This window comes from Flavobacterium hydatis, assembly GCF_000737695.1.
Lineage (GTDB): Bacteria > Bacteroidota > Bacteroidia > Flavobacteriales > Flavobacteriaceae > Flavobacterium > Flavobacterium hydatis.
In genome coordinates this window covers 139,452-157,889 of record NZ_JPRM01000001.1, presented here as the reverse complement: position 1 = coordinate 157,889, position 18,438 = coordinate 139,452, and the positions used below count along the sequence as shown (strand labels likewise).

Genomic DNA, 18,438 nt, shown 5'->3' with positions numbered 1-18,438 from the left:
TTGGGGTGAAACTCATTATAAAAATACGTAAAAACTAATTGAAACAACTGTAATGTATTGATTTTTAATTATTTAAATATTATAGATGCTTTTGAATTTGATAAGTGGAGCTAGAAGTTTGATATTTAAAGATGTGTTTTGTCGGTGCCTTATGTAGGTTTTTTAGTGCATTAGGTGTTGCAGCGAATATGTGTGTTTAAAATAGAATTTGCTTGTATTCAGTAAGTTGTGTGTTTTTAAAGGTGTGAGTTGTTTTGGTCTTTGGAATTTGTTAAAGCTTTTTTTGTTAAGGTGTTGCAACTTTCTATTAAATTTATACATTTGTCCGGCAATTTTGTTTTGAGTTTTTCATTGCAGGATTTAATAAAAAAAAAACAGATTTCCTTTATTTATTGTGTTGAACTCAGGTAGCTAATATTTTTATATGAAAATTATTTCAAGTAAGTTTTTAATGGTTTTTTTCTTGTTGTTTAATATGGCTACGGCTTTGGCGGGTCCGCCACCAAGCCCTCCCCGAAAAGGACCACCGTTACCACCAGTACCTATTGATGAAAATCTAGTATTGCTGCTTGTAGGAGCATTATCATTCGGAATTTATAGTATATATAAATATAAATTAAAACAAAAAACTCCAGCATAACTGGAGTTTTTTGTTTTTTTAATGCTTTTATTTTTTAGTTGTTTTTGTATAATCTGGATACGTATTTTCCAATCACATCAAACTCTAAATTTATTTTAGTTCCAACTTTAAAATCTTTGAAATTAGTATTCTCAAAAGTATAAGGGATAATGGAAACGCTAAATTGATTTTTCTTAGAATTTACAACTGTCAAGCTAACTCCGTTTACGGTAATTGATCCTTTTTCGATTGTGATATTGCTTAGTTTTTCGTCGTACTCGAAAGTGTAGTTCCAGCTTCCGTTTGCTTCTTCTATTGCTATGCAATTCCCTGTTTGGTCTACGTGACCTTGTACAATATGTCCGTCAAGACGGTCGCTAAGTTTCATACCTCTTTCTAGGTTAACGATGTCGCCAGTTTTCCAGTCTCCAATATTTGTTTTTTGTATTGTCTCGGCGATGGCTGTAACGGTGTAAAGTGAATCCTGTATATTTACAACTGTTAAGCAAATACCATTGTGGGATACGCTTTGGTCAATTTTAAGTTCATTTGTAATGGTAGAATCTACAGTTATATGAAGATTGTCTCTGTCTTTTCTTATTTCGGTTACTTTGCCAAGGGTTTCTATGATTCCTGTAAACATTTCTTATTTTATTTTACTAAATTTGCACATCAAAATTAGTAATAAATAACCTGAGGTCATGATAAAAAATGCAGAAAATATAATCGTTGGAATTTCAATAGGAGATTTAAACGGTATTGGAAGCGAAGTTGTACTTAAAACATTCGAAGATTCTCGGATGCTTGAGCTATGCACACCAGTTATTTTTGCAAATGTAAAAATCCTTTCTTTTATCAAGAAGAATTTCACGTCATCAGTAATGTTGCATGGGATCGATAAATTAGATCAGATTTTGCCAGGGAAAATTAATGTATTTAATCTTTGGAGAGAAGGTATTGATATTAATCTGGGGACTAATGATGATAAAGTGGGGGAGTATGCGATAAAATCTTTTGTTGCTGCTACTAAAGCTTTAAAAGAAGGGGTGGTAGATGTTTTGGTAACGGCACCTATTAATAAGTATAATATTCAATCGGAAACATTTAAATTTCCTGGACATACTGATTATTTGGATCAAGAGTTAGAAGGTAATGCTTTGATGATGATGGTTCAGGATAATCTAAGAGTTGGTTTGTTAACAGATCATATTCCGCTAAGTGAGGTTGCATCACATCTTACAGAGGAATTAATAGAGCGTAAAATCCAAACAATTAAGCAGTCACTGATTCAGGATTTTAGTATCAATAAGCCGAAAATTGCTGTTTTAGGAATTAATCCACATTGTGGTGATGGAGGAGTAATTGGTAAAGAAGATGATGCGATTTTAAAACCAGCTTTAAAGAAAATATTTGATAAAGGAACATTGGTTTTTGGACCTTTTCCAGCAGATGGTTTTTTTGGGAGTGGTCAATATGAGAAATATGATGCAATTGTAGCAACATATCATGATCAGGGATTGGTTCCTTTTAAAACGTTGGCATTTGGTAAAGGAGTTAATTATACTGCAGGTTTAAACAAGGTGAGAACCTCACCAGATCACGGTACAGCTTATGATATTGCAGGAAAAGATGTTGCGGATTACAATTCATTTAAAGAGGCTGTTTATTTAGCAATAGACATATTTCGCTCTCGTAATCAATATGAGGAGATTAGCAAAAAACCTCTTAAAATAAAAGAAAAACAGTTATAAACAAAAAAAGGTGAATAAGATTATTAGTTTTACAATAATTTTATATCTTTGCACCCCGATTCAGACTTCTATGGTTTAGAATATGAATTAGGAAAAATGATGTTGAAATGAGCAAGACAAAAGAATATTTAATTCCTTTCGTAGGATTAAAGTTAGGGAAACACCATTTTGAGTATCAAATAAATAATGTGTTCTTTGAGAACTTTGAGTATGAAGAATTTCAAAATTCTGATATCAAAGTAAATGTAGTTTTAGAGAAGAAAAGCAACATGTTAGAGTTGGGTTTCAAACACAAAGGTACTGTAAATGTACCATGTGACTTAACAAGCGAAGATTTTGATTTACCTTTAAAAGGTAGTATGAAGTTGATAGTGCGTTTTGGAGAAGCTTTTAATAATGACAATGAAGAATTGCTTATTCTGCCTTATGGTGAATTCGAAATAGATATTGCACAATATATCTATGAAATGATTGCACTTTCGGTTCCTCTAAAAAGAATTCATCCAGGAGTTAAAGATGGAAGTTTAAAAACGGAAGCTTTAGATAAACTAAATGAATTAACTATAAAAGAACAAAAAGTAGAGAGTACAAAAGAAGAAGATATTGACCCTCGTTGGGACAAATTAAAGAAACTATTAACGGATAAATAATATAGTAAAATGGCACATCCTAAGAGAAAAATCTCGAAAACAAGAAGAGATAAGAGAAGAACACATTATAAAGCTACTGTAGCTCAAATCGCTACATGTCCTATTACTGGAGAAGCACATTTATACCACAGAGCTTACTGGCATGAAGGAAAAATGTACTACAGAGGGCAAGTTGTTATAGATAAATCTGTAGCTGTTGCTTAATACATTTTTGTAAATGATATTAGAACTCTCACTATGTGAGAGTTTTTTTTGTTAGTAATAATTTTCGTTATTTAAGAAAATTAAGACATTACGTTTAGAATTTTTTTTGTAATTTTCAAGTCTTTTAAAAATTTTTCAAATACTAGTATTTGAAAGGAAATAATTGAATATAATGAATACAATCACAGCCGCAATAACCGCTGTTGGAGCTTATGTTCCAGACTTTGTACTTTCAAACAAAGTCTTAGAAACTATGGTAGATACCAACGATGAATGGATTACTACCCGCACCGGAATAAAAGAAAGAAGAATTCTTAAAGATACTGATAAAGGAACCTCATTCCTTGCTATAAAAGCAGCACAAGATTTAATAGCCAAAGCAAATATTGATCCTTTAGAGATTGATATGGTAATAATGGCAACCGCTACAGCAGATATGCCAGTAGCTTCTACAGGAGTTTATGTTGCAACAGAAATTGGCGCAACAAATGCATTCGCATACGATTTACAAGCAGCTTGTTCTAGCTTCCTTTACGGAATGTCTACAGCTGCAGCATACATTCAATCAGGAAGATATAAAAAAGTATTACTAATAGGGGCAGATAAAATGTCTTCGATAGTAGATTATACAGACAGATCAACTTGTATTATTTTTGGAGATGGAGCAGGAGCAGTATTATTTGAACCAAATTACGAAGGTTTAGGCTTACAAGACGAATACTTGCGTAGTGATGGAGTAGGTCGTGATTTCTTGAAAATATCAGCTGGTGGGTCATTAACCCCAACTACTTTAGAAACGGTTCAAAATAATAAACATAATATTATTCAAGACGGGAAAACTGTATTTAAATATGCTGTTACCAATATGGCTGATGCAAGCGAATTAATTCTTAAGAGAAATAATTTAACAAATCAAGACGTAAATTGGTTAGTGCCACATCAGGCAAATAAGCGTATCATTGATGCTACTGCACACAGGATGGACTTAGAAGACTCAAAAGTATTAATGAATATCGAAAGATACGGAAATACAACATCGGCTACATTACCATTGGTACTTAGCGATTTTGAGCATTTATTCAAAAAAGGAGATAACATTATTTTTGCCGCTTTTGGAGGTGGATTCACTTGGGGATCTATTTACCTAAAATGGGCTTACGATAAAAAATAAATTTAAACTAAAAACGAATATTATGGATTTAAAAGAAATTCAAAACCTAATCAAATTTGTAGCAAATTCGGGAGTTGCTGAAGTAAAATTGGAGATGGATGATGTTAAGATCACCATTAGAACTACTTTAGAGGGGAATGTAACAGAGACTACTTATGTACAACAATTACCTACTCAAGCTACATTACCACAAGCTGTAGTGCCACAAGCTATTCCGGTAGTAACAAATACAGAAGCTCCAGCAGCAGCTGAAAATTCTAAATTTATCACTATAAAATCACCAATTATTGGAACTTTTTATAGAAAACCTTCACCAGACAAACCAGCTTTTGCAGAGGTAGGTTCAACAATTGCAAAAGGAGATGTACTTTGTGTTATTGAAGCAATGAAATTATTCAATGAAATTGAATCTGAAGTTTCTGGTAAAATTGTTAAGATTTTAGTAGACGATATGTCTCCAGTTGAGTTTGATCAACCATTGTTTTTAGTAGATCCATCATAAAAATTTAGATTTTAGATTTTGGATTGTAGAAATTTTCTATAATCTAATGATCAAACTATCTAATTATCTAATTATCTAATTTTAAAAAGATGTTTAAAAAAATATTAATTGCGAATAGAGGGGAAATTGCACTTCGTGTAATTCGTACATGTAAGGAAATGGGGATTAAGACTGTTGCAGTTTACTCTACAGCCGATGCCGAAAGTTTGCATGTTAAATTTGCAGATGAAGCAGTTTGTATAGGTCCTCCTCCGAGTAACTTATCGTATTTGAAAATGTCAAATATTATTGCTGCTGCAGAAATTACTAACGCAGATGCAATACATCCGGGATACGGATTTCTTTCTGAAAATTCTAAATTTTCTAAAATATGTCAGGAACACGGAATCAAATTTATTGGTGCTGCTCCTGAAATGATTGACAGAATGGGAGATAAAGCTTCTGCTAAAGCTACAATGAAAGAAGCAGGAGTTCCTTGTGTACCAGGTTCAGATGGATTATTAGAATCATTTGAACAAACACAAAAATTAGCTGAAGAATTTGGTTATCCAGTAATGCTTAAAGCTACTGCCGGTGGTGGTGGAAAAGGTATGAGAGCTGTTTGGAAACCTGAAGAACTTCAAAAAGCTTGGGATAGTGCACGTCAAGAATCACTTGCAGCTTTTGGTAATGACGGAATGTACCTTGAGAAATTAATCGAGGAACCACGTCATATCGAAATTCAGATTGTTGGTGATGCTTATGGTAAAGCATGTCACCTTTCTGAAAGAGATTGTTCTGTACAACGTCGTCACCAGAAATTAACTGAAGAAACTCCTTCGCCATTCATGACAGATGATTTGCGTGCTAAAATGGGTGAAGCTGCTGTAAAAGCTGCTGAATTTATTAAGTATGAAGGAGCTGGAACAGTAGAATTTTTGGTAGATAAACACAGAAATTTCTATTTCATGGAGATGAATACACGTATTCAGGTTGAGCACCCAATTACAGAACAAGTTATTGATTATGACTTGATCCGTGAGCAAATTATGGTGGCAGCTGGAATTCCAATCTCAGGAAAAAATTATTTACCACAATTACACGCTATAGAATGTCGTATTAATGCTGAAGATCCTTATAACGATTTTCGTCCTTCGCCAGGAAAAATTACTACGCTTCATATGCCAGGAGGGCACGGTGTACGTTTAGATACTCACGTGTATTCAGGATATAGCATTCCGCCAAACTACGATTCTATGATTGCTAAATTGATTACTACTGCACAATCTCGTGAAGAAGCAATTAGCAAAATGAGAAGAGCCTTGGATGAGTTTGTAATCGAAGGAGTAAAAACTACAATTCCTTTCCATAGACAATTAATGGATGATCCACGTTATATTGCAGGAGATTATACAACTGCTTTTATGGACACATTTAAAATGAAAGATCCAGAATAAAACTTTACTATATTATTCTAAAAGCCTCACAGCAATGTGAGGCTTTTTTTTGTTTCCGCCTTTTCTTAATGAAAAAGTGTGTACTTTTTACACACTTTTTATCCAGTTTACACACTTTATGATTGTGTGTAACATGATTTATTTTATTTAAATAGCTAAAAATCAACATGTTGTTATGTTTTGTGATTTGTTGAATTTTGCGGCATAATAATTTCTTTATCTGAAGTGTAAAACAACACAAATAATTTAAAATCTATTATTATGAAAAAGTTAATCTTATCAGCCGCAATCGTATTAGGAAGTCTATCTTCATTTGCAACAACTTTACCAACTTCAGTTTTAGATGTTAAAACAACATCAGTTCAAGAGGAATATACTGAAGTAAAAATCGAAGAAGTACCAGCGCCAATTACAGCAGCTTTGAAAAAAGCATATCCAGATGCAGTACTTACTAAAGCATATGTAAATGCAAACAAAGAGTACAAACTAGATGTAACTGTAGGAGATAAAGTAGGAAATCTTTTTGCAGATGCTACAGGAAATTGGATTAAAAAATAATTCAATCTAGAAACTATAAACCCAAAATAAAATAAAAACATTAAAAATATATCATTATGAAAAAGTTAATCTTATCAGCAGCAATCGTATTAGGAAGTTTGTCTTCATTTGCAACAACTTTACCAACTTCAGTTTTAGATGTTAAAACTACATCAGTTCAAGAGGAATATACTGAAGTAAAAATCGAAGAATTGCCAGCAGCTATCACAGCAGCTTTGAAAAAAGCGTATCCAGATGCAGTTCTTAATAAAGCATATGTAAATGCAAACAAAGAATATAAACTAGATGTTACTGTAGGAGATAAAGTAGGAAATCTTTTTGCAGACGCTACTGGAAACTGGATTAAAAAATAATCTAACTTAGTGGTTTAAAATAAATTAAAAACATTAAAATCTATTATTATGAAAAAGTTAATCTTATCAGCAGCAATCGTATTAGGTGGTTTATCAGTTAATGCTGCAACTGTAGCTAGTACACAACCAACAGTAAAAGTAATTAGTATTCAAGATGAGTACACAGAAATTGGAGCAGATGCACTTCCTGCAGAAGTAAAAGCGACCCTTGAAAAATCTTTTCCGGGAGCAAAACTTGAGAAAGCATACAAAAATGAGAAAAATGTGTACAAACTAGAAATCGCTCATGGTGATAAAAAGTATACTATTTTTTCTGATGCATCAGGAAATTTGATAAAGAAATAATTACAAGCCAAATAAATTAAAACATATATCATTATGAAAAAGTTAATCTTATCCGCAGCAGTTGTTTTTGGGAGTTTATCAATTTACGCAGCAACTATAACAACTACAGAGCCAGTTACTAAAATTGTAACAGTGCAAGATGGTTATACAGAAGTTAGTGTAGATGCAGTACCGGTACCGGTAAAAACAGCTTTACAAAAGGCTTATCCGGATGCGAAACTTGATAAGGCATATGTAAATGAAAAAAAAGAATATAAATTAGAAATTTCAGTTGGTGACCAAAAGGCTACTGTCTATTCAGATGTCAATGGCAATTGGATAAAAATATAATTTAGGTAGATTAGTTTAGGTTTTTTTAAAGAGAGATTGCATTTGCAATCTCTTTTTTTTTGCAAAATTTTATGAGAATACAATTATTTTAGTCTTATTTTAGCCTGAAAAGCCCAAATACTAATGCCGAAGATTTTATTAATAGAAGATGATATTTCGTTTTGTAAATTGTTAGATAAATTTCTAACAAAAAAATCATACACAGTCGTGACTGCTTTTTCTGCAGCCGAAGCACGAAATATAATCAAAGAAGAATCTTTTGATCTTATTATTACAGACTTGAGGCTTCCAGATTCTGATGGGATTGGTTTGATGTCTGAGTTTAAAAAAATGTATCCTGAAATTCCGGTTATTTTAATGACAGGATATTCAGATGTAAATACTGCTGTAAAAGCAATTAAAAATGGTGCTGCAGATTATATCTCGAAACCATTTAATCCAGAAGAAGTTTTACTTGTAATTACAAATGCTTTACAAACCTCACCTGAGGTCCCTGAGAAAGAACAAAAAACTAAAGTTCAGAAAAAATCTAGTGGATTTGAATTTGTAAAAGGAATTTCTAAAGCTTCAAAAAAATTAGCAGAACATATCGAGTTAGTAAGTCCAACGAATATGTCGGTTTTAATTATTGGCGAAAGCGGTACAGGAAAAGAGATCATTGCCAAAAGTATTCATGAACAAAGCCCCAGAAAAGGCAATAATTTTATTGCGGTAGATTGTGGTGCAATACCAAAAGAATTGGCTGCAAGTGAGTTTTTTGGTCATTTAAAAGGTTCTTTTACTGGAGCGGTAACAGATAAGATAGGTTATTTTGAAGCGGCAAATGGAGGAACAATATTTCTGGACGAAATTGGGAATCTTTCGTATGAAAACCAAATTCAGCTTTTAAGAGCTTTGCAGGAACGAAAGATAAAGCCTGTAGGAAGTAATAAAGAAATCGATGTTGATATACGTATAGTAACGGCGACCAATGAAGATTTGCGCGAAGCTGTAAAAAAAGGAGACTTTCGTGAGGATTTATACCACCGAATTAATGAGTTTTCTATACATTCGCCTTCATTGATTGATAGGGAAGAAGATTTGATGTTATTTGCAGATTTCTTTCTTGAAAAAGCCAATGAACAATTAAATAAAAATATCATAGGTTTCTCTGCCGAAGTAATTGCTATTTTTCAGAAATATAGGTGGCCAGGTAATTTAAGGGAACTTCAGAATTGCGTGAAGCGGGCAACACTTTTATCACAAGGAGATTTTATAGAAAGTAATGTATTGCCAATAGAATTTTTTCATGTTGAAAAACAAGTTCCAAATGATTTTTCATTATCTGAAAATGAAAAAGAAGCTATTATTCATGCTTTGGCAAAAGCCAAAAACAATAAATCGGAAGCGGCAAAAATGCTTAAGATTACTAGAAAAACATTATACAATAAGCTAAAACAATACGATATAGATTAAGCTATTTCTTTTTCTAAGATTAGGAGTAGCGAATTAATCTCTGTTTTTAATGTATCGAAAATTGTTTCTAGATCAGTGTCAGTATATTTCTTGCGCTCTAGATTATCCAGAATTTTACTGATTTCAGAAGCTTGAATTTGTTTAAACATCGGAGCTATTCTATGTGCAATAGCTCTTATCTCAATCATATCTTTCTCGGCAATACTTTTTTCTAAAACTACTAGGTTTTCCTTTGTTGTTTTTATGAAAGTTTTAAGTACTTCTTGCAAGGCATCTTTATCATTCGATAAAAATGATTTTAAAGGGGCAAGAGAGAATCCTTTTTCTAAATCGGTATTATCACTTTCGTTCTCTTCTTGATTAATCTCAGACGAATTATCAAAGAGAAAAAGTATTGTTTGTAATAATGCTTTAGGCGAATATGGTTTTTTTACAACAGTTGTAAATCCTGCATTGGTATAAACGTCTAGATCTAGATCATCTCTTCCTGTTAAAGCAATTATAGGTTGGTCTTTATATTGAGAATTACTGCTTTCTTTTAGTTTTTCTAAAAACTGAAAACCATCAACTTCTGGCATTTGAATATCTGTTATGATAAAATCAAAAGGAGTATTTTCTATAGCTTTTAATGCTTCATTGGCATTCCCAAAAGCTAAAACCGTGTAATTATGTTGTTTTAAAACCTCAGAAGTTAAGCCTAATAAATTGCTATCGTCATCTATTACAATTGCAGTTTTGGCACTAATAATAGGAGCAATATGAATTTCTTTATTTGTTTCTTCAAACTCAAATTCTGTATTAGTATCGAAAACTAACGGAAGTTGAATTTCGAAAGTACTACCTTTTCCAAAAACACTTTTTAGATGTAAATCACCACCCAAAAGAGTTGCTATCTTTTTAGATATTGCAAGTCCTAAACCTGTACCGCCATATTTTTTTTCTATATTTTCATTTGCCTGAGCAAATTCCTCAAATACAAGATTCTGATTTTTTTTCTCAATCCCGATACCTGAATCTTCTACTTTTATAAAAACGAATCCTCCATTATGATTAATTGTAGCATCGATTTTTATAAAACCTTCTTCGGTAAATTTATAGGCATTCCCTATGATATTACTTAAAATCTGTTTTAATCGAAACGAATCTCCAATTATTCTTTGGTTTAATCTTTCGTCAGTTTTAATAATGAGTTCAATGTCTTTTTGTTTGTAAACCGATTGAATATTTTTAGCCACATCGGTTATAATTTCAGGAAGTAAGAAAGGTTTTTTCTCAATGGCAATTTTCCCTGCTTCGATTTGAGAAAAATCAAGTAAGTCTTGCACTAATTGCGAAATGTATTCTGATGAATTTTTGATATTCCTTATAAAATACGATTGCTTCGTATTTAAGTCAGAATTGCCTAAAAGTTCGGTATAACCTACAATTGTACTTAATGGTGTTTTTAAATCATGACTTACCGTAGAGATAAGTTGTTCACGACTTTTTAAGAGATTCTTAGTCTTAAAATTGGCAATTTCTAATTGTTTCTTATATAGTTGTGTTTTAGAGTAATCGCTGGCAATAAGTATAGAGAAAAAGACCGTAAGCAATAAACCAACAACGGCTGCTCCAGTTACAATTTGATTAATTTTTTTTAATGATTTTTCTTTATCAGTATTATATTTTATCGAGTTAATTATGATTTCTCGTTCAATAATTCGCAATACTTTTCGGAGTTGTTCCGATATTAAAATTTCATTTTTAAGTAATTTATTCTCCTGATAATTTAGAGATTCTTTTTTCTTTTCCGTTTCTCTTTTTACAGAGCTTAATAATTTTTTGGATGTAGATAAAATTGAATCTGATGCTTTTTTGCTTAACGTATTTGTGCTATCATCTGGGATATTTTGGTTGAGGTAATCAACATATTTTTGGAGTACATTACGCTGATAACTTCCTAATTGCCCTGGATTTTTTGTAAAATCTTCAAGTTGTAATTTACGTAAAGAAAATTCTAGTTTGGTTAATTCGTCTATGGCATTGTTTACCGTAACTTCATCATTAGCTTTGCTTTTGATGGTTTTTAATTGACGAATGTTTTTGGTTTTTTCGGCCAATAAATAATTTACGCTATCTAGCAAAACAATTTGCGATTGCGTAGTAACAATTTTTTTTAAAGAATCTATTCGAATTCGTAAAGAGTCAGATTCCTTAATGTAGTGTTCAAAGTCTGATTCCGAATTAGACTGAATTGTCTTTCGGGCAAGACTTTCTGTTTTGTATACATTCGAAAAAAGCTGACTAACTTTTAAAATTTTAGTCTTTTCAAAAGCAATTTTACTTTCTATTTTCGAATAAATAACGTTTTCTGAATATAAAACCCACCCCACACTAATTACAAGCGAAGCTAATGCTATATAACTTATAAAAACTTTAAGCGGAATGTAACTCTTCTTACTTTCCATATTATATGGTTGAAATAATTAGTATGGGATGTGTTTTTAAATTTTAATTATAGTGTTTCGTTTAACCATTTAAAGAATTCACCTTGCCAAACTTGAGCATTTTGTGGTTTTAAAACCCAGTGATTTTCTTCAGGGAAATACAATAATCTACTTTTTATACCACGTAATTGAGCAGCCTGAAAAGCTTCTTGAGATTGACCAATTGGCACACGGAAATCTTTTCCTCCTTGAATAATCAAGATTGGTTTGTTCCATTTTTCAACATGGTTTATTGGGTTAAAAGTAGTGTATGTTTTTTGAGCAGCTGCATTATCTTTTTCCCAATATGGACCACCAAAATCCCAGTTGTTAAAGAAAACTTCTTCGGTAGTACCAAACATACTTTGTGTATTAAAAACACCATCATGAGCTATAAAAGTCTTGAAACGATTGTTATGTATTCCAGCTAAATAGAAAACAGAATAACCACCATAACTTGCACCTACGCAACCTAAACGAGCTTTGTCTACATAGTTTTCTTTGGCAACATCATCAATAGCCGATAAGTAATCGTCCATAACTTGTCCGCCCCAATCTTTACTAATTTGTTCGTTCCATTCTACACCATGACCAGGCATTCCGCGACGGTTTGGAGCAACAACAACATAACCTTTAGCAGCCATTAATTGGAAATTCCAACGGAAAGAATACGATTGTGTCAAAGGAGATTGAGGTCCGCCTTGGCAAAACAAAAGAGTTGGATATTTTTTTGAAGCATCAAAATTTGGAGGTAAGATTACCCAAACCAACATTTTTTTACCATCAGTTGTAGTAACATAACGTTTTTCAGTTTTGCTTAAAGCCAAAGAATTGTAGGTAGTTGTGTTTACGTTTGATAATTGTTTCCAAGTATTTTTCTTTAAGTTAAAAGAGAAAATTTCATTGGCATGATTCATATCAGATCTTGTAAGGATGATATTATCATCTGCAAAACCTACGATGTCATTCACATCAAAATCACCATTTGTAAGCTGACGTACATTTATAGCAATTTTTGTTAATCCAGGAAAGTTTACTTCAAATAATTGTTTTGTACCATCAATAGGAGCGGTGAAAAATACTTTTTTACCGTCTTTACTCCACATAAAACCATCAACAGTTCCGTCCCAATTAGCTGTTAGGTTTGTTTTTATACCTTTAAAATCAACAATAATGTCGTTTTTATCAGCCTCATAACCATCACGTTTCATTTGTAACCAAGTAAGGTTTCCGGTTGGCGAAAATTGTGGAGCCATATCGTAACCTAAATTTCCTTCGGTTCTATTTGTTGTTTTACCAGTTTCTAGATTATACTCGTAAATATCAGTATTAGTAGAAATAGCATATTGAGTTCCTGCTTTTTTCTTGCTTACATATAAGATACTTTTGCCCTCAGGTGACCAGATATAATCTTCATCTCCACCAAAAGGTTTTTGCGGACTATCAAAATTTTCACCTTTTAAGATATCAGTTCCTGCAGCGCCATCTTTGTTTTCTTTGTAAAAAACATGATTAAATTTACCTTCGTTCCAAGTATCCCAATGGCGGTAATCTAGTCCATTGTATATTTGAACATCTGATTTATCTAGGCTAGGGTAAAAATCTTTTCCTAAAACTTTATCGATTTTTACTTCCTCATTATACACTAAAAACTTTCCGTCTGGTGAAATGTTTTTATCTGTTAAAACGGTTTTTGTATCCGAAATTTCGGTTGCATTTCCACCATTTACAGGTAAAGTATAATATTTTGATTGCGAATTATTTTCGGCAACAGATGGTGTTGTAACCTTATAAACAACGTTTTTTCCATCTTTGGAAAGTCCAAGTGCAGTAACTCGTCCTAATTTCCATAATAACTCTGGTGACATTACATTCTGTGCCATGGTGCTTAAACTCATCATTACTAAGGTTGTAAATAGTACTTTTTTCATAAACTTAATCTAAAAATTTTAAGGTTTTAAAAGTACAAAATTAAATCCAGCAAGCTGGCTATCGTGCATCGCAGATAGTCTTAAATAAAATATAAAGTTAACTCATGATTAAGACGTGTAAAATGGTTTTATTTAAAAAGTTTAACCATGTAAGTGATATAAGTTCATTTAAATTTTATTTGTTTGAGGTCATGTTTATATGGACTTAAATTTCTTATATGGTTTAAAAAAACATTATTTTTATAAAAAATATCGAAATGGAATTAAGCTATTGGGAACTCAAAAATTGGTTTACAAATGTAGATTTCACCATCGTAGGTAGTGGAATCGTAGGTTTGCATGCAGGATTGCGCTTACGCGAAAAATTTCCAAAAGCCAAAATTCTGATTCTCGAGAAAGGAATGTTACCACAAGGAGCGAGTACCAAAAATGCTGGTTTTGCTTGCTTTGGGAGTCTTTCGGAAATAATAGAAGATCTAAAAACGCATACTGAAGAAGATGTAATCAAACTTATCGAAAAACGCTGGAGAGGATTACAATTATTACGTAAACGCTTGGGGGATTATGCAATAGATTTTAAACCTTATGGAGGATACGAATTATTCCTAAAAGAAGATGAAAATGGATATGAAGAATGTTCTAGCAAATTATCTTTTGTAAACGAAATTCTCAAGCCACTTTTTAAAACTGACGTTTTTGCCAAAGAAATAGATCGTTTTGAGTTTAAAGGCATTCATGAGTATTTGGTTTTTAATCCTTTTGAAGGACAAATTGATACAGGTAATATGATGCAGGCATTGCTAAAAGAAGCAATCGAGGCTAATATTTTAATCTTAAACCAACAAACGGTAACTTCCTATTTAGACACGGGGAATAATGTAGAAATTGGGCTGAAAGATTTTAGTTTTACTACAAATAAAATTCTTTTTGCTACCAATGGATTTGCAAACACACTTACAAACGGAGGAGTAAAGCCTGCTAGAGCACAAGTTTTAATTACAGAACCAATTCCTGATTTAGAAATTAAAGGTACATTTCACTTAGACAGAGGGTATTATTATTTTAGAAATGTAGGTAATAGAATTTTATTGGGAGGAGGACGGAATCTGGATTTTGAGACTGAAACTACAACGGAATTCGGGAACACAGAAATAATACAAAATAAATTGGAAGATTTGTTGAAAAATGTAATTTTACCGAATCAAAAAATAGATATCGCTCATAGATGGAGCGGGATAATGGGAGTAGGAAATAGCAAAAATCCTATCGTAACTCAATTATCCGAAAATGTATATTGCGGCGTTCGATTAGGAGGGATGGGAGTGGCAATAGGAAGTTTAATAGGAACAGAATTAGCAGATTTAATATAATGGCGACTAAAAAAGCAGCACCAAAAAAAACAACACCGAGTAAAACAAAACCAGCATCAAAAAAGAATAATCGCTCATTTGGGAGCAAAATAGTTCGTTTCTTTTTCAAGCTATTTTTGTGGTTCTTCGGACTTTCAATATTTTTTGTGGTACTCTTTAAATATGTTCCTGTACCATTTACACCTTTAATGATTATTAGAGGTATTGAGAACAAAATGGCCGGTAAAGAAAATTACTTTAGCCACGATTGGGAACCAATAGAAAACTTATCTGTAAACTTACAAAAAGCGGTTATTGCCAGCGAAGATGGAACTTTTTTAACACATAATGGTTTTGATTTTAAAGCATTGCAAAAAGCATATAAGAGTAATGAGCGTGGTAGAAGAATAAGAGGAGGAAGTACCATATCACAACAAACTGCCAAGAATGTCTTTTTATGGCAAGGAAAGAGTTATTTCCGTAAAGGACTCGAAGCTTATTTTACAGTTTTAATCGAGTTGGTTTGGGGAAAAGAGCGTATTATGGAGGTATATCTTAATAGTATCGAGATGGGCGATGGCGTTTATGGAGCCGAGGCTGCAGCTCAACATTGGTATCGCAAGAGTGCTAAGAGCCTTACGCCTATACAAGCTGCAGGAATTGCTGCAATCTTACCGAATCCGCGTAAATTTAAAGCAACTGGATCTTCTAGTTATATAAATAAAAGGAAAAATAAAATTGTTAAAATAATGCGTAGCGTTGGTAAACTTAATTATGAATGATACCAAGAAAAGCATTTAGCATTCTTTTTATTTTAACTGTCACGGTTATTTTTGCGCAAGGCAAAACCAAAGAGATAGGACTGATTACCGATAATGATTTATATACATCGTCTAAAAATGACATGTATTATACCAATGGTATAGAGCTTTTTTATCGTTTTTTGTCAAAGAATGAGAACGAAAAAATAAATAAGAAAATAACAGAATTTCGTCTGGGGCAATATATCTACAATCCGAGATTTATTAATAAGTCGGCGGTTGATAAAAATGACCGTCCTTTTACAGGGTATCTTTTTGCGGAAGTTGGTCGAAGTTTTTTTTATAAAAGTGAATCGGTTTTAAAAACAGATTTCCAGTTAGGTTTCATGGGACCGAATGCTTTAGGGAAAGAAACTCAGGAAAGTTTTCACCATTTAATAGGCTACAAAAACGTATATGGTTGGGAAAATCAGCTTAGTAATGCTTTTGCCGTGCAGGCGCATGTTATGTATTCTAAGAAATTATTCCCAACGAAGCACAATGATTTTGTTGATCTTCATTTTCAGTCTGAAGCAAATCTTGGAACCATTTTTACAGGAGTTTCTACAGGATTATTAACCCGTATAGGTTTTAAGAGATTGCTCCCAATTTATGATTCTAATTTGCACGATGCTTCTGTAAGTTTTGAACCGCAATATAATATTAGAGAATTTTACTTTTATGCGATGCCAAGTGTTAATTATCAGTTTTACGATGCCACGATTCAAGGCAGTATGTTTAGTGATAAAAGCCCAATAACTTTTGATCTAGAACCGCTTCGTTTTAATGCGGAGTTTGGTTTAAAATACCGCCACAACAATTTTAATATGTCTTATTCTTTCATCTATCGAGGCAGAGAATTAAAAGGCGATCCTTATAATACCAATACAGGATATTTTTTCGGCTCGATTAGATTTGGGTATTTGTTGAAGTAAGTTTTTTTAAAGTTGCTAAGGTTCTGAGATACTGAGATTCTAAGGTTTTCTTGGCTGGCGCGCAATGTCATTTAAGTTAAAGAAATATTTCCAATACTTTTCGGAATAAATCTCTCGCAAAGACGAAAAATCGCAAAGAAATCTCCGTGGCTAGTGCGAGCGTCTCTCTCGTATACAATTTAAATTAAATCTTTCAAATCTCCTAGTATCCATCATTTATTGTTACATTATTAAAGAAAGCATTATACATTGTAAAATAGCCGAATTGTGAATCTTGAAAACTAATATCGGCAACGACAAAATTAAGTAGTTTGTTTGGGAGTTTTCTATACAGAAATTTATCTTCAATTATCGTTTCAATTTCTAAAACTAATTCATTTATTTTTCTTGTTTCTGTATTTTTATTCTCTAATTCAGTGATTTCAGATTCGGAAAAAAATATTTCAATCATATTCTTCTGTACATTGATTACATAGTAAGGTATTATTATACTTATAAACAATGATATTGTATATAATTCCCTACCTTCAATGATTGACACATTAAACGTCATGCATCTATCTTTCAAATGGAACAATGAGAAGTCTGCAAATTTTTTTAAAGTTTTATCATTTTCAAATTTTTCAAGAATACTATTGCTAGAAACTTTTCGATCCTTGGTATCAAAATCAGTTACTATTTGATTTAATCTTTTATATTCCTCACTAACTAAATACTTGTCTTTTTCTGTATAAGCACATATATTTCGAGGATAGAGTAAATGTATTAAATTAGTTAAGGTTTTTGTAATCATGAAGTTGGAGTTGTTTTGAATCTTCTACTATGAAAAAAATATATAGTATTAAAGAAAATAACAATATGGTTGTTTTTACTAGGAAATATGTAAATCTTATAAATTATTTCTAATCTGTCTGCTTTTTATGAAATAGAAAACAGTACCAATTATCAGAATTGGTAAAACAAGATAATAGTAACTCACAAAATGGTAAGCGCCATTATAGCTAACCAAATAAAAATAATCCGCAAGATAAAGATAGACAGATAACAAAATACAGAGCGCCACAAAAATTAAATAGTATTTAGTAATTGAATCTATTTTTAGATATGAAATCGGTGTCAAAAACATCAATAAATATTTTAAATAATTTCTCTCTTGAGATTCCTCTAGATGTTTTTTTAGTTTTTTTATTAAAATTTCCCTCAAATAAAAAACTGTTCCAATAATAAAAGCAGCAACCACAAAAAAGAAATAACTTATTAGATAGTAAGTGTCATACAAATTAATGGTATAGAAATATTGATAAAAGTAAAAATAGATAAATAACAAAATGCAGAATGTCACAAAAATTAAATAATTTCTATTTAGTGTTTTCATATACTTTTATTGTTTAAAAAAAACATACATTTTGAGATGCTGCTTTTTCTTTAATTTGAATTATAATTTTATAATGTTTTTTTTATCTTTAAGATTACTTTATTTTTTTATACAAAAAAGTAACGATATGAAGTATCAAAGAAAAAAACAGTACAATTGTTGCCACTGGTAAATAAGTTAGCAGATAAAAAGTATCATGAATATTGATG

General features: G+C 31.9%; 20 protein-coding genes. 15 read left to right on the top strand and 5 right to left on the bottom strand.

Annotated elements, in window-relative coordinates; genetic code table 11:
• Positions 1 to 424: 424 nt before the first annotated feature.
• Complete coding sequence (locus IW20_RS00725) at positions 425 to 640, top strand: hypothetical protein (protein WP_035617514.1); 216 nt, start codon at positions 425 to 427, stop codon at positions 638 to 640.
• A gap of 34 nt (positions 641 to 674) precedes the next feature.
• Here IW20_RS00725 and IW20_RS00720 read toward each other — a convergent pair whose 3' ends face one another.
• A complete protein-coding gene (locus IW20_RS00720; protein WP_035617512.1) occupies positions 675 to 1,262 on the bottom strand; it encodes a riboflavin synthase in 588 nt (195 codons plus the stop codon).
• A gap of 58 nt (positions 1,263 to 1,320) precedes the next feature.
• On the opposite strand from IW20_RS00720, the gene pdxA reads away from it, so the two are divergent.
• The 11 genes from pdxA (at position 1,321) to IW20_RS00665 (ending at position 9,374) form a co-directional block, all read left to right on the top strand.
• Complete coding sequence (gene pdxA, locus IW20_RS00715) at positions 1,321 to 2,370, top strand: 4-hydroxythreonine-4-phosphate dehydrogenase PdxA (RefSeq protein ID WP_035617510.1); 1,050 nt, start codon at positions 1,321 to 1,323, stop codon at positions 2,368 to 2,370.
• 107 nt (positions 2,371 to 2,477) lie between these two features.
• Complete coding sequence (locus IW20_RS00710) at positions 2,478 to 3,020, top strand: YceD family protein (protein ID WP_035617507.1); 543 nt, start codon at positions 2,478 to 2,480, stop codon at positions 3,018 to 3,020.
• A 9-nt stretch (positions 3,021 to 3,029) separates the two neighbouring features.
• A complete protein-coding gene (rpmF, locus tag IW20_RS00705) occupies positions 3,030 to 3,224 on the top strand; it encodes a 50S ribosomal protein L32 (RefSeq protein ID WP_007137315.1) in 195 nt (64 codons plus the stop codon).
• A 172-nt stretch (positions 3,225 to 3,396) separates the two neighbouring features.
• Entirely contained in the window at positions 3,397 to 4,395 is a 999-nt protein-coding gene (locus tag IW20_RS00700; protein ID WP_035617505.1) for a beta-ketoacyl-ACP synthase III, read from the top strand.
• Positions 4,396 to 4,417: 22 nt separating this feature from the next.
• Complete coding sequence (gene accB / locus IW20_RS00695; protein ID WP_035617503.1) at positions 4,418 to 4,897, top strand: acetyl-CoA carboxylase biotin carboxyl carrier protein; 480 nt, start codon at positions 4,418 to 4,420, stop codon at positions 4,895 to 4,897.
• A gap of 89 nt (positions 4,898 to 4,986) precedes the next feature.
• On the top strand, positions 4,987 to 6,333 hold the full coding sequence (accC, locus tag IW20_RS00690; RefSeq protein WP_035617499.1) for an acetyl-CoA carboxylase biotin carboxylase subunit: 1,347 nt from the start codon (positions 4,987 to 4,989) through the stop codon (positions 6,331 to 6,333).
• Between the two features lie 261 nt (positions 6,334 to 6,594).
• A complete protein-coding gene (locus IW20_RS00685; RefSeq protein ID WP_035617497.1) occupies positions 6,595 to 6,891 on the top strand; it encodes a hypothetical protein in 297 nt (98 codons plus the stop codon).
• 56 nt (positions 6,892 to 6,947) lie between these two features.
• A complete protein-coding gene (locus IW20_RS00680; protein WP_035617491.1) occupies positions 6,948 to 7,244 on the top strand; it encodes a hypothetical protein in 297 nt (98 codons plus the stop codon).
• Between the two features lie 48 nt (positions 7,245 to 7,292).
• On the top strand, positions 7,293 to 7,589 hold the full coding sequence (locus IW20_RS00675; RefSeq protein ID WP_035617489.1) for a hypothetical protein: 297 nt from the start codon (positions 7,293 to 7,295) through the stop codon (positions 7,587 to 7,589).
• Between the two features lie 33 nt (positions 7,590 to 7,622).
• A complete protein-coding gene (locus IW20_RS00670) occupies positions 7,623 to 7,919 on the top strand; it encodes a hypothetical protein (RefSeq protein WP_035617487.1) in 297 nt (98 codons plus the stop codon).
• 123 nt (positions 7,920 to 8,042) lie between these two features.
• The gene (locus IW20_RS00665) at positions 8,043 to 9,374 is read left to right on the top strand and encodes a sigma-54-dependent transcriptional regulator (protein ID WP_035617485.1); all 1,332 of its coding nucleotides are present in this window, start codon (positions 8,043 to 8,045) and stop codon (positions 9,372 to 9,374) included.
• On the opposite strand, the gene IW20_RS00660 is transcribed toward IW20_RS00665, so the two are convergent.
• Positions 9,371 to 11,821, bottom strand: a complete 2,451-nt coding sequence (locus IW20_RS00660) for an ATP-binding protein (protein ID WP_035617483.1) — start codon at positions 11,819 to 11,821, stop codon at positions 9,371 to 9,373. The genes IW20_RS00665 and IW20_RS00660 overlap by 4 nt on opposite strands.
• A 47-nt stretch (positions 11,822 to 11,868) precedes the next feature.
• Positions 11,869 to 13,770, bottom strand: coding sequence for a S9 family peptidase (locus IW20_RS00655; protein WP_035617481.1), 1,902 nt, complete (start codon positions 13,768 to 13,770; stop codon positions 11,869 to 11,871).
• Positions 13,771 to 14,027: 257 nt separating this feature from the next.
• On the opposite strand from IW20_RS00655, the gene IW20_RS00650 reads away from it, so the two are divergent.
• The 3 genes from IW20_RS00650 to IW20_RS00640 are packed head-to-tail and all read left to right on the top strand — an operon-like array spanning position 14,028 to position 16,854.
• Positions 14,028 to 15,140 (top strand): NAD(P)/FAD-dependent oxidoreductase, encoded by a 1,113-nt coding sequence (locus tag IW20_RS00650; protein ID WP_035617479.1) that lies wholly within the window; start codon positions 14,028 to 14,030, stop codon positions 15,138 to 15,140.
• Positions 15,140 to 15,901 carry a monofunctional biosynthetic peptidoglycan transglycosylase gene (gene mtgA, locus IW20_RS00645; protein WP_035617476.1) on the top strand — a complete coding sequence of 254 codons (762 nt, stop codon included), beginning with the start codon at positions 15,140 to 15,142 and terminating at the stop codon, positions 15,899 to 15,901. Before IW20_RS00650 ends, mtgA begins: the two co-directional genes overlap by 1 nt.
• A complete protein-coding gene (locus tag IW20_RS00640; RefSeq protein ID WP_035617474.1) occupies positions 15,898 to 16,854 on the top strand; it encodes a lipid A deacylase LpxR family protein in 957 nt (318 codons plus the stop codon). The genes mtgA and IW20_RS00640 overlap by 4 nt, the downstream gene beginning before the upstream one ends.
• A 202-nt stretch (positions 16,855 to 17,056) precedes the next feature.
• Here IW20_RS00640 and IW20_RS00635 read toward each other — a convergent pair whose 3' ends face one another.
• Positions 17,057 to 17,647 carry a hypothetical protein gene (locus IW20_RS00635; protein ID WP_035617472.1) on the bottom strand — a complete coding sequence of 197 codons (591 nt, stop codon included), beginning with the start codon at positions 17,645 to 17,647 and terminating at the stop codon, positions 17,057 to 17,059.
• Between the two features lie 96 nt (positions 17,648 to 17,743).
• Positions 17,744 to 18,229: a hypothetical protein gene (locus IW20_RS26095; RefSeq protein ID WP_131494828.1), complete on the bottom strand. Its 486-nt coding sequence runs from the start codon at positions 18,227 to 18,229 to the stop codon at positions 17,744 to 17,746.
• Between the last annotated feature and the right edge of the window lie 209 nt (positions 18,230 to 18,438).

Excerpts from the sequence above, each read along its gene's own strand:
- IW20_RS00640 (WP_035617474.1), top strand. The coding sequence starts at position 15,898 with ATGATACCAAGAAAAGCATTTAGCATTCTTTTTATTTTAACTGTCACG.
- IW20_RS00700 (WP_035617505.1), top strand. The coding sequence starts at position 3,397 with ATGAATACAATCACAGCCGCAATAACCGCTGTTGGAGCTTATGTTCCA.
- IW20_RS00660 (WP_035617483.1), bottom strand. The coding sequence starts at position 11,821 with ATGGAAAGTAAGAAGAGTTACATTCCGCTTAAAGTTTTTATAAGTTAT.
- accC (WP_035617499.1), top strand. The coding sequence starts at position 4,987 with ATGTTTAAAAAAATATTAATTGCGAATAGAGGGGAAATTGCACTTCGT.
- IW20_RS00655 (WP_035617481.1), bottom strand. The coding sequence starts at position 13,770 with ATGAAAAAAGTACTATTTACAACCTTAGTAATGATGAGTTTAAGCACC.
- IW20_RS00650 (WP_035617479.1), top strand. The coding sequence starts at position 14,028 with ATGGAATTAAGCTATTGGGAACTCAAAAATTGGTTTACAAATGTAGAT.
- IW20_RS00725 (WP_035617514.1), top strand. The coding sequence starts at position 425 with ATGAAAATTATTTCAAGTAAGTTTTTAATGGTTTTTTTCTTGTTGTTT.
- pdxA (WP_035617510.1), top strand. The coding sequence starts at position 1,321 with ATGATAAAAAATGCAGAAAATATAATCGTTGGAATTTCAATAGGAGAT.
- IW20_RS00635 (WP_035617472.1), bottom strand. The coding sequence starts at position 17,647 with ATGATTACAAAAACCTTAACTAATTTAATACATTTACTCTATCCTCGA.
- accB (WP_035617503.1), top strand. The coding sequence starts at position 4,418 with ATGGATTTAAAAGAAATTCAAAACCTAATCAAATTTGTAGCAAATTCG.
- IW20_RS00720 (WP_035617512.1), bottom strand. The coding sequence starts at position 1,262 with ATGTTTACAGGAATCATAGAAACCCTTGGCAAAGTAACCGAAATAAGA.
- mtgA (WP_035617476.1), top strand. The coding sequence starts at position 15,140 with ATGGCGACTAAAAAAGCAGCACCAAAAAAAACAACACCGAGTAAAACA.
- IW20_RS00675 (WP_035617489.1), top strand. The coding sequence starts at position 7,293 with ATGAAAAAGTTAATCTTATCAGCAGCAATCGTATTAGGTGGTTTATCA.
- IW20_RS00670 (WP_035617487.1), top strand. The coding sequence starts at position 7,623 with ATGAAAAAGTTAATCTTATCCGCAGCAGTTGTTTTTGGGAGTTTATCA.
- IW20_RS00710 (WP_035617507.1), top strand. The coding sequence starts at position 2,478 with ATGAGCAAGACAAAAGAATATTTAATTCCTTTCGTAGGATTAAAGTTA.
- IW20_RS00665 (WP_035617485.1), top strand. The coding sequence starts at position 8,043 with ATGCCGAAGATTTTATTAATAGAAGATGATATTTCGTTTTGTAAATTG.
- IW20_RS00685 (WP_035617497.1), top strand. The coding sequence starts at position 6,595 with ATGAAAAAGTTAATCTTATCAGCCGCAATCGTATTAGGAAGTCTATCT.
- rpmF (WP_007137315.1), top strand. The coding sequence starts at position 3,030 with ATGGCACATCCTAAGAGAAAAATCTCGAAAACAAGAAGAGATAAGAGA.
- IW20_RS26095 (WP_131494828.1), bottom strand. The coding sequence starts at position 18,229 with ATGAAAACACTAAATAGAAATTATTTAATTTTTGTGACATTCTGCATT.
- IW20_RS00680 (WP_035617491.1), top strand. The coding sequence starts at position 6,948 with ATGAAAAAGTTAATCTTATCAGCAGCAATCGTATTAGGAAGTTTGTCT.